The sequence below is a fragment of the Neokomagataea thailandica NBRC 106555 genome (genome assembly GCF_001598495.1).
In the GTDB taxonomy this organism is placed as follows: domain Bacteria; phylum Pseudomonadota; class Alphaproteobacteria; order Acetobacterales; family Acetobacteraceae; genus Gluconobacter; species Gluconobacter thailandicus_A.
The window spans coordinates 71,502-85,011 of sequence record NZ_BCZB01000008.1; the positions used below are offsets into that span (position 1 = coordinate 71,502).

The following is a 13,510-nucleotide window of genomic DNA, read 5'->3' on the forward strand; positions in this document are numbered from 1 at the left end:
AAGGTGGGGTTTTGGAGAGAGACGATGGCAAAGGCTAAATTCGAGCGGAATAAGCCGCATCTGAACATCGGCACCATTGGTCACGTTGACCATGGTAAGACGTCGCTGACGGCTGCGATCACCAAGACGCTGGCAAAAGCTGGTGGTGCTGAATTCCGCGCGTACGACATGATCGACGCGGCTCCGGAAGAGCGTGCTCGTGGTATCACCATTTCAACGGCTCACGTTGAGTATGAGACGGCTAACCGTCACTATGCTCACGTTGACTGTCCTGGTCACGCCGACTACGTGAAGAACATGATCACGGGTGCGGCGCAGATGGATGGCGCGATCCTGGTGGTGTCTGCTGCTGACGGCCCAATGCCGCAAACGCGTGAGCACATCCTGCTTGCACGTCAAGTTGGCGTTCCGGCACTGGTAGTCTTCCTGAATAAGGTTGACCAAGTTGATGACGAAGAGCTTCTTGAGCTTGTCGAAATGGAAGTTCGTGAACTTCTGTCATCTTACCAGTTCCCTGGCGACGATATCCCCATCATCAAGGGTTCCGCTCTGGTAACTCTCGAAGACGGTGACGTTGCAATCGGTGAAGACCGCGTTAAAGAGCTGATGGATGCCGTTGATGCGTACATCCCGCAGCCAGAGCGTCCGGTTGACCGTCCGTTCCTGATGCCGATCGAAGACGTGTTCTCGATCTCAGGCCGTGGTACGGTGGTAACGGGTCGTGTTGAGCGTGGCGTGATCAACGTTGGTGACGAAGTTGAAATCGTTGGTCTTAAGGACACGACGAAGACGACCGTTACGGGTGTTGAAATGTTCCGTAAGCTGCTCGATCGTGGTGAAGCTGGTGATAACATCGGCGCACTGGTTCGTGGCACGAAGCGTGAGGACGTTGAGCGTGGTCAAGTTCTGGCAAAGCCAGGCTCCATTACGCCTCATAAGACCTTCAAGGCTGAAGCTTACATCCTGACGAAGGAAGAAGGTGGCCGTCATACGCCATTCTTCACGAATTACCGTCCTCAGTTCTACTTCCGTACGACTGACGTGACGGGCGTTGTTCAGCTTCCGGAAGGCACCGAAATGGTCATGCCGGGCGACAACGTTGCTATGGACGTGGAGCTGATCGCTCCTATCGCCATGGATGAAGGCCTGCGCTTCGCAATTCGCGAAGGTGGCCGTACCGTGGGTGCAGGCGTGGTTTCTTCCATTAGCGCCTAATCTCCTGCGTCTCGCCGTTGGCGGAAGGGCCCCGGTCGGATTATCCGGCCGGGGTTCCTTTCAAAAATGGCGGTAGTAGGACGACACCCGAATTTTTGAGTTGGACGAATTAAGACTATGGACAACCAGAACATCCGCATTCGCCTCAAGGCGTACGATCATCGCGTACTGGACAACAGTACGAAAGAAATCGTAAACACGGCGAAGCGTACGGGTGCGCGGGTTCGGGGTCCGATCCCGCTACCGACGCACATCGAACGGTTCACGGTGAACCGTTCTCCACACGTGGATAAGAAAAGCCGCGAACAGTTCGAAATTCGGACTCACCGCCGGCTGCTCGACATTGTTGAGCCAACCCCGCAGACCGTGGACGCCCTCATGAAGCTCGACCTCGCCGCTGGCGTTGATGTCGAGATCAAACTCTAAGGTCCAGACGATGCGTACCGGATTGATTGCAAAGAAGCTGGGTATGACCCGGCTGTTTAAGGATGATGGCACTCATGTGCCTGTAACGGTCCTTCATCTCGACAACGTTGAGGTGGTGGACGCTCGCACAAACGAGCGCGACGGCTATACAGCTGTTCAGCTTGGCTTGAGCAACGCAAAGGTGAAGAACGTCACCAAGGCCAACCGTGGTCATTTTGCGCGCGCTAAAGTTGAGCCGAAAAAGCATCTTGTGGAGTTCCGCGTAGCGGAAGACGCAGTGCTTGAAGCTGGTACCAAGCTGTCAGCGGCTCACTTTGTTGTTGGGCAGAAAGTTGACGTTACGGGCCAGAGCAAAGGTAAAGGCTTTGCGGGCGTTATGAAACGTCACAACTTCGCAGGTCTTGAAGCCACGCACGGCGTGTCCATCAGTCACCGTTCTCACGGTTCTACAGGCCAACGCCAGGATCCTGGTAAGGTCTTTAAGGGCAAGAAGATGGCTGGTCATATGGGTGATGAGCGCGTTACGACGCTTAACCTTGAGATCGCGGCTGTCGACGAAGAACGCAACCTGTTGATGGTCAAGGGTGCGGTTCCAGGTGCGAAAGACAGCGTTGTGCTGATTCGCGATGCAATCAAGAAGGCTCGCCATGCCGATGCGCCGTACCCGGCAGCATCCGTGGCAGCCGCCGGTTGAGGACGAGGGGTATGCAGTACGATATCAAGACCCTCGATAACGGTAGCGCAGGTTCAATCACGCTTCCGGAAGAGATTTTCGCTGTAGCACCACGTGCCGATATTATGGCTCGTGTTGTTCACTGGCAGTTGGCAAAGCGCCGTGCAGGCACGCATCGTACCAAGGGTATGGGCGAAATTTCCGGCACGACGAAGAAGCCTTACCGCCAAAAAGGTACGGGTTCTGCACGTCAGGGCTCATTGCGTGCGCCGCAATTCCGTACGGGTGGTGTTGTTCATGGTCCGGTTGTCCGTGATCATGGCTATGACCTGCCTAAAAAGGTTCGTCGTCTTGGCCTGATCTCTGCGCTGTCGCAGAAGGCTGCTGATGGCAAGCTGATCGTGCTGGAAACAGCAAACGGCGTAAGCAAGACGCGTGAAGCTGCAGCAAAGCTGCAAGCTCTTGGCCTGACCTCTGCGCTGTTCGTGGATGGTACGGTTGATGAGCTGTTCGCTCGTGCAATTGCGAACCTGCCAAAGATTGACGTCATCCCGACGCTCGGGGCGAACGTCTATGACATTCTCAACCATGACGTGCTGGTTATCACGCGCGCTGGTCTTGAGGGGCTGAAGGAGCGCTTGGCATGACTTTACCTATCGTCATGAATGCTCGCAAAGCTGCTGAGAATCTCTCGCAGGAAGCGCTGTACGACGTATTGCGTGCACCGTTGATCACGGAAAAGGCTACGCTTCTTTCAGAACGTAACCAGGTTGTGTTCAAGGTCGCGCTGACGGCGACGAAGCCACAGATCAAGGCCGCGGTTGAAAAGCTCTTCAACGTAAAGGTTTCTGGCGTAAGCACGCTGGTCCAGAAGGGCAAGATCAAGCGCGTCAAGGGGCGTCCCGGTCGTCGTTCCGACATCAAGAAGGCTTATGTTCAGCTCGCAGAAGGTCAATCTATTGACCTGACCGCAAAGCTGGGCTGAGGCGGGGTACACTACCATGGCATTGAAGCACTTTAATCCCACGACGCCGAGCACACGCGGCACCGTGCTGATTGACCGTAGCGAGCTCTGGAAGGGCAAGCCGGTCAAGCAGCTGACGGAAGGTAAGACCAAGTCTGGCGGCCGTAACAACCACGGTCGTACGACAGTTCGTTTCCGTGGCGGCGGGCACAAGCAGTCCTACCGTTATGTCGATTTCAAGCGTCGTAAGTTCGACGTTGCGGCAACGGTTGAACGTCTTGAGTACGATCCAAACCGTACGGCCTTTATCGCACTCATCAAGTATGATGATGGTGAACTGGCTTACATCCTGGCACCACAGCGTATTAAGGCTGGTGATCGTGTTGTTGCGGGTCACCGCACAGACGTAAAGCCGGGCAACGCTATGCCAATGGGCTCTATGCCGGTTGGTACGATCGTGCATAACATCGAGCTGAAGCAGGGCGCTGGCGGTAAGCTGGCACGTTCAGCTGGTACGTATGCTCAGTTGGTCGGTAAGGATAATGGTTACGCCCAGATCAAGCTGCAGTCCGGTGAACTGCGTCTTGTTCGTGGTGAGTGCATGGCAACTGTCGGTGCGGTTTCTAACCCCGACAACATGAACCAGCACATGGGTAAAGCCGGTCGTTCACGTTGGTTGGGCCGTCGTCCACACAACCGTGGCGTTGTCATGAACCCAGTTGATCACCCACATGGTGGTGGTGAAGGCCGCTCTTCCGGTGGTCGTCATCCGGTTACACCTTGGGGTGTACCGACAAAGGGTTACAAGACGCGTGTTAACAAGAAGACGGACAGCCTGATTATCCGTCGCCGCAACCGCGGTAAGTAAGAGGGGGCACATAGAGATGGCACGTTCCGTCTGGAAGGGCCCGTTCGTTGACGGGTATCTGTTCGGCAAAGCTGAAGCATCACGTGCTTCAGGTCGTAATGAAGTGATTAAGATTTGGTCACGTCGTTCTACGATTCTGCCGCAGTTCGTCGGGCTGACGTTCGGCGTTTATAATGGTCACAAGTTCCTGCCAGTGCAGGTAACGGAGAACATGGTTGGTCACAAGTTCGGTGAATTCTCACCGACACGGACATATACCGGTCATGGCTCCGACAAGAAGTCGAAGCGGGGCTGAACATGAGCAAGCCGAAGCATATCCGCACGCTTGCGGACACGGAAGCGCAGGCAATTACGCGCAACATCCGCGTCAGCCCGCGTAAGCTTAACCTGGTTGCGGCAATGATCCGCAACCAGCCTGCTGACAAGGCAATTGCAGCACTGACGTTCTCACGTCGTCGCATTGCTCAGCAGGTTAAGAAGACGCTGGAAAGCGCCGTTGCTAACGCTGAGAACAACCATCAGCTGGACGTTGACCGTCTGGTGGTGAAGACAGCTGAAGTTGGCAAGTCCATTGTCATGAAGCGTTTTCATGCGCGTGGTCGTGGTCGTTCTGCACGAGTCGAAAAGTTCTTCAGCCATCTGAAGATCATTGTGGCTGAACGTGCGGAAGCACCGGAAACCGACAAAGAGCAGAAGGCAGCCTGATCAATGGGACATAAGGTCAATCCGATCGGGCTTCGGCTCGGCGTCAATCGTACTTGGGACAGCCGTTGGTATGCAGATGGCGACTATGCTCGTCTGCTCCATGAAGATCTGAAGCTGCGTACGCATCTGCGTCGTAAGCTTTCAGGTGCAGGTGTGTCTCGCGTGGTTATCGAGCGTCCGGCTAAGAAGCCGCGCGTTACGATCTATGCTGCTCGTCCGGGCGTTGTGATCGGCAAGAAGGGTCAGGACATCGATGCGCTCCGCAAGGAGCTCAGCCGTATGGCCAAGACCGACGTGGCGTTGAACATCGTTGAAATCCGTAAGCCGGAAATCGACGCAACGCTGGTTGCTGAAAACATTGCTCAGCAGCTCGAACGTCGTGTTGCTTTCCGTCGTGCGATGAAGCGTGCGATTCAGTCTGCTATGCGTCTTGGTGCGCAGGGTATTCGAATCACATGTTCTGGCCGTCTTGGCGGTGCAGAAATCGCTCGTGATGAAAAGTATCGTGAAGGTCGCGTGCCGCTGCACACTCTGCGTGCAGACATCGATTACGGTGTAGCTTCGGCTATGACGACTTACGGAACCTGCGGCGTGAAAGTGTGGATCTTCAAGGGTGAGATCCTGGCGCATGACCCAATGGCACAGGATCGTCGTGCCGCGGAGCAGGCTCCGCAACGTTGAGGTACGGGCGCAAGCCCGTAACTCCTTGCAGGTGCATTGAGGATTTAACAACATGCTTTCCCCAAAGCGGACAAAGTTTCGTAAGGCGCATAAGGGTCGCATCCACGGCCTCGCGAAAGGCGGAACAACACTGAACTTCGGAGCTTATGGTCTGAAGGCGCTGGAACCAGAACGGATCACGGCGCGTCAGATTGAGGCTTCACGTCGAGCCATTACTCGTGCAATGAAGCGTGCGGGTCGTGTGTGGATTCGCATTTTTCCGGATCTTCCAGTCTCGACAAAGCCGGCAGAAGTGCGTATGGGCTCCGGTAAGGGCTCACCAGAGTACTGGGCAGCACGCGTCAAGCCGGGTCGTATCCTGTTCGAGATCGAGGGTGTACCCCCCGAGGTTGCACGTCTGGCTCTGAGCCTGGGCGCTGCAAAGCTCCCGATCAAGACCAAGTTCGTTCAGCGTATCGGAGACGCGTGAGATGGCCGACACATATAAGCCTGCTGATCTGCGGGCGAAGAGTGAAGATGAGCTGAAAGCTCTTCTGATCGATCTCAAGCGCGAGCAGATCAACCAACGTTTCTCGGCTGCCACGGGGCAGTCGGAAAACACCAGCCGCGTTAAGGTCGTGCGTCGTGCGATTGCACGTATCAAGACGTTGGCTACACAGTCGAAGAACCGTGCGGGCGCAAAAACGTCCGCCGCAGAGTCCTGAGAGGAGACGGACGATGCCAAGGCGCGTCCTGACAGGTCGGGTCACGAGCGACAAGATGGACAAGACGGTTACCGTTCTTGTTGATCGTCGTGTGATGCACCCGCTCTATAAGAAGTTCATCCGCCGCTCTAAAAAGTATGCGGCTCATGATGAAGCCAATGTCTGCCAAATCGGCGATGTTGTTCGCATTGAAGAATGCGCACCCATCTCCAAGCGCAAGACATGGTCTGTCGTCGGTCGTAACGGAGAGGACCTGGTTCAGGCCTCTACCGTTAGCGCATAAGGGGGTAGGCACATGATTCATCCCGAGACCAACCTTGACGTAGCCGATAACTCCGGCGCACGTCGGGTGCAGTGCATCAAGGTACTGGGCGGCTCCAAGCGGAAGACTGCCTCGGTCGGCGACATCATTGTCGTATCCGTCAAGGAAGCAATTCCTCGCGGTAAGGTGAAGAAGGGTGACGTGCATCAAGCCGTCATCGTTCGCACCTCTTACCCAGTGCGCCGTGCTGATGGTTCTGCTATTCGCTTTGATAAGAACGCTGCTGTTCTGATCAATAAGCAGCAAGAGCCAATCGGTACGCGTATCTTTGGCCCGGTGGTTCGTGAACTGCGTGCGCGCAAGTTCATGAAGATCATCTCGCTGGCTCCGGAGGTGCTATAATGGCTGCTCGTATTAAAAAGGGTGACCAGGTTCTGGTACTCTCTGGCAAGTCACGTGGCGTTCGCGGTGAAGTGCTTTCTGTTCTGCCGAAAGCTGAAAAAGCTGTCGTGCGGGGCGTAGCGGTTGCTAAGCGTCACACGAAGCCTAACCGCATGGGGAGCGAAGGCGGCATTATCGAACGTGAAATGCCGATCCACCTGTCCAACCTCAAGCTGGTTGATCCGAAAAGCGGCAAGCCGACTCGCGTTGGTTTCCGCGTTCTGGAAGACGGTCGCAAGGTTCGTGTTGCTAAGGCAACCGGCGAAGTGATCGAGGGCTGAGGAGCGCAAGATGACAGACAACACGTCCGTGCTGCCGCGTCTGCAGCAGCACTACGAAACGGTTCTGAAGAAAGAACTGCTTGAGCAGTTCAACTACGCGAACCCGATGCAGGTGCCTAAGCTCGAGAAAATCGTGCTGAACATGGGTGTTGGTGAAGCAGCTGGTGACCAGAAAAAACTGGATGCTGCTGTTGCTGAAATGACAGCAATTTCTGGGCAAAAGCCTGTGAAGACGCTGGCACGTAAAGCAATCGCTGGCTTTAAGATCCGTGAGGGTCTGCCCATTGGTTGTAAGGTGACCCTGCGTCGCGCACGTATGTACGAATTCCTCGATCGTCTGGTGACGATCGCGATGCCGCGCATCCGTGACTTCCGTGGTCTTCCGGCAAACAAGGGCTTTGATGGTCGTGGCAACTTCGCCATGGGTATCAAGGAACAGATCGTTTTTCCGGAAATCGAATACGACAAGATTGATGCCGTACGTGGTATGGACATCATTTTTGTGACCACGGCGAAGACTGATGCGGAAGCTAAAGCGTTGCTGAAGGCTTTCAAACTGCCTTTCCAAGGCTGATCGCATCATTTTTTCAGACCGATCGTGCCAAAAAATAGAGAATCGGCCTTCCATTGGGAGGCCGGTTTCCTATATAGAGGCGTCGATTGGAAAACCGTCGGGATTGGCCTGACAGGTTCCGGGAGAAAATTCGAGATGGCGAAGATCTCAGCGGTAAACCGCAACAACCGTCGTGCTGCTATGGCAAAGCGCGATAAGGCGAAGCGGACCGCGTTGAAAAATATTATCAAGGATCGCTCCTTGTCGGTCGAAGACCGCTTTGAAGCGACGCTGAAGCTGGCACAGTTGCCGCGTAACGGTGCGGAAACCCGCGTTCGTCTGCGCTGCAAATTGACGGGTCGCCCCCGTGCGAACTATCGCAAGTTCGAACTTTGCCGTGTTGCTCTGCGTGATCTGGCTTCTACAGGTCAGATTCCTGGCATGGTTAAGTCGAGCTGGTAAGGGAGCGAATAAATGTCTCTGTCTGATCCGTTGGGTGATATGCTCACCCGGATCCGCAACGCGCAGCGTGCGCGTCATGCGGCCTGTGTTGCTCCTGCGTCAAAGCTGCGTGCAAGCGTCCTGGAAGCTCTGAAGCGTGAAGGCTACATCCGTGGCTTCTCTTCAGAAGAAGTCCGTAAGGGTGTTTCTCAGCTTCGCATTGAGCTGAAATACGTTGAAGGTCAGCCGGTTATTAAAGAGATCCACCGTGTCTCTAAGCCGGGCCGTCGCGTTTATTCGAAGATCAAGGAACTGCCGCGCGTTTACGCCGGTCTTGGTGTGTCGATCCTGTCCACTCCGCGTGGCGTCCTGTCGGACGTCGAGGCCCGCGCTACCAATGTTGGTGGCGAGGTCCTGTGCCGCGTCTTCTAAGGAGGATCGCATGTCTCGCGTAGGTAAGTATCCGGTAGAGGTTCCGTCAGGCGTTCAGGTTTCTCTGGCGAATGGCGTTATCACTGTGAAGGGTAAGCTCGGCGAACAGTCGATGCCAATTTCCCGTCACGTCGACGTAAAAGTCGTCGAGAACTCTGTTGAAGTCGCCCCAGTTGGTCGCCGTTCGCGCGAAAACTGGACGATGTGGGGCACAACGCGCGCGTTGATTGCCAACATGATCAAGGGCGTTTCAACGGGCTTCTCCAAGGCTCTTGAAATTCAGGGTACGGGTTTCCGTGCTGCTGTTCAGGGCTCTAACTTGGTGATGAACCTCGGCTTTTCGCACGACGTTGTGTATCCGATTCCTGCTGGAATTAAGATCACGACGCCGCGTCCGACGGCTATCGTCGTCGAAGGCAATGACAAGCAGCGCGTTGGTCAGGTAGCTCTGGATATCCGTAGCTTCCGTCGTCCAGAGCCTTACAAGGGCAAGGGCGTTCGTTACGAGACCGAAGTTCTGCGTCGTAAGGAAGGTAAGAAGAAATAATGGCATCGCAGCAAGGATTGCAGGAACGCCGCCGTCAGCGGCTGCGCTTCCAGCTTCGTCGCAAGAGCGGCGGCCGGCCGCGTTTGTCGGTCTTCCGTTCCAGCAAGCACATTCACGCGCAGATCATCGACGATGCGCAGGGTCGTACGCTCGCCAGCGCTTCCACGCTGGAGAAGGACATCCGCTCAGCTGGCAAGACTGGTGCAGACGTTGGTGCGGCTTCCATCATCGGCAAGCTGATCGCAGAACGTGGTGTGGCAGCAGGCGTCAGCACTGTCGTGTTCGATCGCGGCTCTTATATGTATCATGGTCGGGTCAAGGCCCTGGCCGAGGCTGCCCGCGAGGGCGGGCTCTCGTTCTAAGGAGGATCACACATGGCACGTGAGCCAAGAGAAGGCGGCCGTGGTGGTCGTGAGCGTGAGCAGGGCGACGATCTGGTCGACAAGCTCGTAACGATCAACCGTGTTGCAAAGGTAGTAAAGGGCGGTCGTCGCTTTGCTTTTGCTGCACTGGTCGTTGTGGGGGACCAGAAGGGCCGTGTCGGTTACGGCGCTGGTAAGGCACGTGAAGTTCCGGAAGCTATTCGTAAGGCTACGGAACGTGCAAAGCGCACGATGATCCGCGTTCCTATGAAGGAAGGCCGCACGCTGCATCACGATCTGTTCGGTCACTACGGTGCTGGCAAGGTTGTGGTTCGTACGGCTGAAGCAGGTACCGGTATCATCGCTGGTGGTCCGATGCGTGCAGTCTTCGAAAGCTTGGGCATTAACGACGTTGTCGCTAAGAGCCTGGGTACGCGGAACCCGCACAACATGATCAAGGCAACATTTGCAGCGCTTGAAAAAGCCAGCAGCCCACGTCTCGTCGCATCGCGTCGTGGCAAGAAGGCAGCTGAGCTTTTCGGTAAGCGCGAGCAAGTCCAGACCGAGGAGGGTGCAAATGTCTGAGCAAGGCAAAACTCTTCAGGTCACGCAGATTGCTTCAGTAATCGGGCGTAAGCCCGGTCAAGCTGAAACGATCGTTGGGCTTGGTCTGCGCGGCATTGGTTCAACCCGTACACTGGAAGATACTCCAGCTGTACGTGGTATGATCCGCAAGGTTGCTCACCTTATCAAGGTGGAGGGCTGACATGAACCTGAATGAACTGCGTGACAACGAAGGTTCACGCTACCGCAAGAAGCGTCTTGGGCGTGGCATCGGCTCTGGTAAGGGCAAGACCTCTGGTCGTGGTGTCAAGGGTCAGAAGGCGCGTGAAGGCGTCTCGCTGAACGGCTTTGAAGGTGGTCAGCTCCCGCTGTACCGTCGTATGCCGAAGCGCGGCTTCGTGAATATCTTCCGTAAAGAATATGCTCCAGTGAACCTGGGCGCACTTTCTAAGGCGATTGAAGCTGGTAAGCTTGATGCCGCTGCGGTTGTGAACGAAGCAACGCTGCGTGCGGCTGGCCTCGTCAGTGGTAAGGTAGACGGTGTACGTCTGCTTGCTAAGGGCGAACTGAGCCAAAGCCTGACGATTGAAGTTGCTGGTGCTTCTGCAGCTGCTGTTGCAGCTGTTGAGAAGGCCGGTGGCAGCGTCAAGGTTGCAACGCCGAAAGCGGACGCTTCGGCTGAAGGCTAAGTTCACTAAACCTTCATCATCGTTTTGTTTATGAAATATGGGCAAAACGGTGGTCTTGGTGGTGACAGGATAAGCAGCGTCCCGTACTTATGTGCGGCGACGCTGTTTTCGTGAAAGGACAGGTGGATGGCTTCCGCAGCAGAGCAGCTTGCCGCCAATCTCAATATGGGTTCCTTCGCTAAGGCGACTGAACTTAAGAAGCGCATCTGGTTCACCTTGATTGCGCTCGTTGTTTATCGTCTGGGAACGTATATCCCCGTTCCTGGTGTCGATGCGACGGTGATGGGACAGCTATTGGCCCAGCATCAGGGCGGTATTTTGGGCATGTTTGATATGTTCACGGGGGGCGCCTTGGGGCGTATGACCGTGTTCGCACTGAATATCATGCCTTACATCAGCGCCTCGATTATTATTCAGTTGCTTTCGACGGCTGTTCCGTCAATGGATGCGCTGAAGAAAGAAGGGGAGGCGGGGCGTAAAAAGCTTAATGCTTATACGCGTTACCTGACCGTCTTGATCGCGCTTTTCCAAGCTTATGGGATCGCTGTTGGCCTTGAGAATATGAGTTCTCATGGTGCCAGTGCAGTGGTGTCACCGGGCCTGTTCTTCATCATATCCTGTGTTGTAACGCTGGTTGGCGGTACAATGTTCCTGATGTGGATCGGGGAGCAAATTACCTCACGTGGTGTTGGTAATGGCATTTCGCTGATTATCTTCTCTGGCATTGTTGCGAACCTGCCGCACGCTCTTGCGAGCTTGTTTGAGCTGGGGCGCACGGGCGCGTTATCTCCTGTATTCGTGGTGATTTTCCTCGTGTTGGCCATCTTGGTCATCGCGTTCATCGTGTTTATGGAGCAGGCGCAACGCCGTGTGGTGATCCAGTACCCTAAGCGTCAGATGGGTAATCGTATGTTCGGCGGTGAGTCGACACATATGCCGCTGAAGGTGAATACGGCTGGTGTTATTCCACCAATCTTTGCCTCTTCGGTTTTGCTAATTCCGGTTACGATTTCTGGTTTTGTGAGCAATCACAATATGCCGGGTTGGTTGGCGACTTTGGGGCAGCAATTGGGGCAGGGGCAGCCTTTATACATGGCATTTTATGCTGCCATGATTCTGTTTTTCTCCTATTTCTATGCAGCCGTTACGTTTAACCCAGAAGAGACTGCAGAAAATCTGCGTAAGCAGGGTGGTTTCATTCCGGGTGTGCGGCCAGGGGCAAGTACGTCACGCTACTTTGACCGCATTCTTTCGCGTTTGACGACGATTGGTGCGCTGTATCTTGTTGTCGTGTGTTTGTTGCCGCAGATTTTGATTAGCCGTTATAATGTGCCGTTTTATTTCGGTGGGACGAGTTTGATCATTATCGTTTCGGTGACGATTGATACGGTCACGCAGGTTCAGTCACATCTGGTCGCGCATCAATATCAAGGTTTGATCCGTAAGCAGCGTGGGCGTGGTCCTCGCTCTGGTATGGCGGGAGGAATTCGTCGTCGATGAACATTATTCTTCTTGGCCCTCCGGGGGCTGGTAAAGGGACGCAAGCAAAGCGTTTGGAACAGAAATTCGGTCTGAAGCAAATCTCAACAGGGGATATGCTTCGGGCGGAAGTGGCTGCGGAAACGACGATTGGTCGTGAAGCCAAGGCCATTATGGAAAAAGGCCAATTTGTGCCGGATCCGATCATTGTTGAGATGATTCAGAACCGGATTGGTCAGCCGGATTGTGCACAAGGTTTTATTCTGGATGGTTTCCCGCGTACGGAAAGCCAGGCTGAAGCTCTGGATGCGATGTTGGCTACGCGTAAGCTGACGATTGATGCGGTTGTTCTTCTGGATGTTTCAGAAGAGCAATTGGTTGAGCGTATTGCCGCGCGCACGACGGAAGATGGCACACGTCGTAAGGATGATGAGCCAGAAGTCGTACGTTCACGTTTGCAAGTTTACCGTGATCAGACGGCGCCGATTTTGCCGTACTATGAACGTGAAGGCCGTTTGCGCCGGATCGATGGTATGCAGTCGGTCGAAGCTGTTGGGGCGGCCTTGGAGACGCTTTTGGCTGAAGTGTCCCGTTAATTTAGGGGTATATAGGCGTTAAAAGTGGAGAAAATGCCGATTATCACGAAGATGTGATCATTGGCATTTGACACTTAGGGGGTGGGCAGTATATTGCGCGCCCTCGACATCACTGCGGTTATGCCTTGTGATTCTCCGTTAGAATCGGTGAATCGACAGGTTTGGCGTATAAGTATGGTCCGGTTTCGATCGGTTTTTTATAGGTGGACGTGGCTGCGGTCGCGTCGATGGGAGAAGTAACGTGGCACGTATTGCCGGCGTAAATATTCCGACCAACAAGCGGGTGGTCATCAGCCTGCGTTATGTTTACGGCATTGGTCCGTCAACGGCGCAGTCAATCTGCACGAAGCTCGGTATCCCCGAAGCTAAGCGCGTCAACGAACTGTCAGACGACGAAATCGTAAAGATTCGTGAACTGATCGACAACGAATTGCGTGTTGAAGGTGATCTGCGCCGTGAAACGGCAATGAACATCAAGCGCCTGATGGATCTGGGTAGCTACCGTGGCCTGCGCCACCGTCGTAGCCTGCCAGTTCGTGGTCAGCGTACGCATACCAACGCACGTACCCGTAAGGGTAAGGCAGTGGCTATTGCTGGTAAGAAGAAGGCTACACGCTAATAGCGTTG

25 protein-coding genes are annotated in these 13,510 nt (G+C 54.8%); all 25 read left to right on the top strand.

Features of this window, described 5'->3' with window-relative positions:
* Nucleotides 1-24 precede the first annotated feature (24 nt).
* The 25 genes from tuf (at nt 25) to rpsM (ending at nt 13,502) form a co-directional block, all read left to right on the top strand.
* Entirely contained in the window at nt 25-1,215 is a 1,191-nt protein-coding gene (gene tuf / locus NTH01S_RS03910; protein ID WP_068169725.1) for an elongation factor Tu, read from the top strand.
* A 117-nt stretch (nt 1,216-1,332) separates the two neighbouring features.
* Entirely contained in the window at nt 1,333-1,641 is a 309-nt protein-coding gene (gene rpsJ, locus NTH01S_RS03915; RefSeq protein WP_007282720.1) for a 30S ribosomal protein S10, read from the top strand.
* Nucleotides 1,642-1,651: 10 nt separating this feature from the next.
* Nucleotides 1,652-2,335, top strand: a complete 684-nt coding sequence (gene rplC / locus NTH01S_RS03920) for a 50S ribosomal protein L3 (protein WP_068169728.1) — start codon at nt 1,652-1,654, stop codon at nt 2,333-2,335.
* Between the two features lie 11 nt (nt 2,336-2,346).
* Nucleotides 2,347-2,961: a 50S ribosomal protein L4 gene (rplD, locus tag NTH01S_RS03925; protein ID WP_068169730.1), complete on the top strand. Its 615-nt coding sequence runs from the start codon at nt 2,347-2,349 to the stop codon at nt 2,959-2,961.
* Nucleotides 2,958-3,299 carry a 50S ribosomal protein L23 gene (locus NTH01S_RS03930; protein WP_068169733.1) on the top strand — a complete coding sequence of 114 codons (342 nt, stop codon included), beginning with the start codon at nt 2,958-2,960 and terminating at the stop codon, nt 3,297-3,299. The genes rplD and NTH01S_RS03930 overlap by 4 nt, the downstream gene beginning before the upstream one ends.
* 16 nt (nt 3,300-3,315) lie before the next feature.
* Complete coding sequence (rplB, locus tag NTH01S_RS03935; RefSeq protein WP_068169736.1) at nt 3,316-4,146, top strand: 50S ribosomal protein L2; 831 nt, start codon at nt 3,316-3,318, stop codon at nt 4,144-4,146.
* Nucleotides 4,147-4,162: 16 nt separating this feature from the next.
* Nucleotides 4,163-4,441 carry a 30S ribosomal protein S19 gene (gene rpsS, locus NTH01S_RS03940; protein ID WP_011251962.1) on the top strand — a complete coding sequence of 93 codons (279 nt, stop codon included), beginning with the start codon at nt 4,163-4,165 and terminating at the stop codon, nt 4,439-4,441.
* Between the two features lie 2 nt (nt 4,442-4,443).
* Nucleotides 4,444-4,851, top strand: a complete 408-nt coding sequence (gene rplV / locus NTH01S_RS03945) for a 50S ribosomal protein L22 (RefSeq protein ID WP_068169740.1) — start codon at nt 4,444-4,446, stop codon at nt 4,849-4,851.
* 3 nt (nt 4,852-4,854) lie between these two features.
* On the top strand, nt 4,855-5,532 hold the full coding sequence (gene rpsC / locus NTH01S_RS03950; protein ID WP_068169746.1) for a 30S ribosomal protein S3: 678 nt from the start codon (nt 4,855-4,857) through the stop codon (nt 5,530-5,532).
* A 52-nt stretch (nt 5,533-5,584) separates the two neighbouring features.
* Complete coding sequence (gene rplP / locus NTH01S_RS03955; protein ID WP_068169748.1) at nt 5,585-6,001, top strand: 50S ribosomal protein L16; 417 nt, start codon at nt 5,585-5,587, stop codon at nt 5,999-6,001.
* A gap of 1 nt (nt 6,002) precedes the next feature.
* On the top strand, nt 6,003-6,236 hold the full coding sequence (rpmC, locus tag NTH01S_RS03960) for a 50S ribosomal protein L29 (protein ID WP_068169753.1): 234 nt from the start codon (nt 6,003-6,005) through the stop codon (nt 6,234-6,236).
* Between the two features lie 13 nt (nt 6,237-6,249).
* Nucleotides 6,250-6,519, top strand: a complete 270-nt coding sequence (gene rpsQ / locus NTH01S_RS03965; protein WP_068169756.1) for a 30S ribosomal protein S17 — start codon at nt 6,250-6,252, stop codon at nt 6,517-6,519.
* Between the two features lie 12 nt (nt 6,520-6,531).
* Entirely contained in the window at nt 6,532-6,900 is a 369-nt protein-coding gene (gene rplN, locus NTH01S_RS03970) for a 50S ribosomal protein L14 (protein WP_007282731.1), read from the top strand.
* Entirely contained in the window at nt 6,900-7,220 is a 321-nt protein-coding gene (rplX, locus tag NTH01S_RS03975; RefSeq protein WP_068169758.1) for a 50S ribosomal protein L24, read from the top strand. The genes rplN and rplX overlap by 1 nt, the downstream gene beginning before the upstream one ends.
* Nucleotides 7,221-7,230: 10 nt before the next feature.
* Nucleotides 7,231-7,794 (top strand): 50S ribosomal protein L5, encoded by a 564-nt coding sequence (rplE, locus tag NTH01S_RS03980; RefSeq protein WP_068169760.1) that lies wholly within the window; start codon nt 7,231-7,233, stop codon nt 7,792-7,794.
* A gap of 135 nt (nt 7,795-7,929) precedes the next feature.
* Nucleotides 7,930-8,235: a 30S ribosomal protein S14 gene (gene rpsN / locus NTH01S_RS03985; protein WP_068169763.1), complete on the top strand. Its 306-nt coding sequence runs from the start codon at nt 7,930-7,932 to the stop codon at nt 8,233-8,235.
* Between the two features lie 12 nt (nt 8,236-8,247).
* On the top strand, nt 8,248-8,646 hold the full coding sequence (gene rpsH / locus NTH01S_RS03990; protein ID WP_068169766.1) for a 30S ribosomal protein S8: 399 nt from the start codon (nt 8,248-8,250) through the stop codon (nt 8,644-8,646).
* Between the two features lie 10 nt (nt 8,647-8,656).
* Entirely contained in the window at nt 8,657-9,193 is a 537-nt protein-coding gene (gene rplF, locus NTH01S_RS03995; RefSeq protein ID WP_068169769.1) for a 50S ribosomal protein L6, read from the top strand.
* A complete protein-coding gene (rplR, locus tag NTH01S_RS04000) occupies nt 9,193-9,555 on the top strand; it encodes a 50S ribosomal protein L18 (RefSeq protein ID WP_068169770.1) in 363 nt (120 codons plus the stop codon). Before rplF ends, rplR begins: the two co-directional genes overlap by 1 nt.
* A gap of 12 nt (nt 9,556-9,567) precedes the next feature.
* The gene (gene rpsE / locus NTH01S_RS04005) at nt 9,568-10,140 is read left to right on the top strand and encodes a 30S ribosomal protein S5 (protein WP_068169772.1); all 573 of its coding nucleotides are present in this window, start codon (nt 9,568-9,570) and stop codon (nt 10,138-10,140) included.
* Nucleotides 10,133-10,321 carry a 50S ribosomal protein L30 gene (gene rpmD / locus NTH01S_RS04010; RefSeq protein ID WP_068169774.1) on the top strand — a complete coding sequence of 63 codons (189 nt, stop codon included), beginning with the start codon at nt 10,133-10,135 and terminating at the stop codon, nt 10,319-10,321. Before rpsE ends, rpmD begins: the two co-directional genes overlap by 8 nt.
* A gap of 1 nt (nt 10,322) precedes the next feature.
* Nucleotides 10,323-10,808 carry a 50S ribosomal protein L15 gene (rplO, locus tag NTH01S_RS04015; RefSeq protein ID WP_068169776.1) on the top strand — a complete coding sequence of 162 codons (486 nt, stop codon included), beginning with the start codon at nt 10,323-10,325 and terminating at the stop codon, nt 10,806-10,808.
* 126 nt (nt 10,809-10,934) lie between these two features.
* Nucleotides 10,935-12,308 (top strand): preprotein translocase subunit SecY, encoded by a 1,374-nt coding sequence (secY, locus tag NTH01S_RS04020; RefSeq protein ID WP_068169779.1) that lies wholly within the window; start codon nt 10,935-10,937, stop codon nt 12,306-12,308.
* On the top strand, nt 12,305-12,883 hold the full coding sequence (locus NTH01S_RS04025; RefSeq protein ID WP_068169785.1) for an adenylate kinase: 579 nt from the start codon (nt 12,305-12,307) through the stop codon (nt 12,881-12,883). Before secY ends, NTH01S_RS04025 begins: the two co-directional genes overlap by 4 nt.
* A gap of 241 nt (nt 12,884-13,124) precedes the next feature.
* Nucleotides 13,125-13,502 carry a 30S ribosomal protein S13 gene (rpsM, locus tag NTH01S_RS04030; protein ID WP_068169788.1) on the top strand — a complete coding sequence of 126 codons (378 nt, stop codon included), beginning with the start codon at nt 13,125-13,127 and terminating at the stop codon, nt 13,500-13,502.
* Nucleotides 13,503-13,510 lie beyond the last annotated feature (8 nt).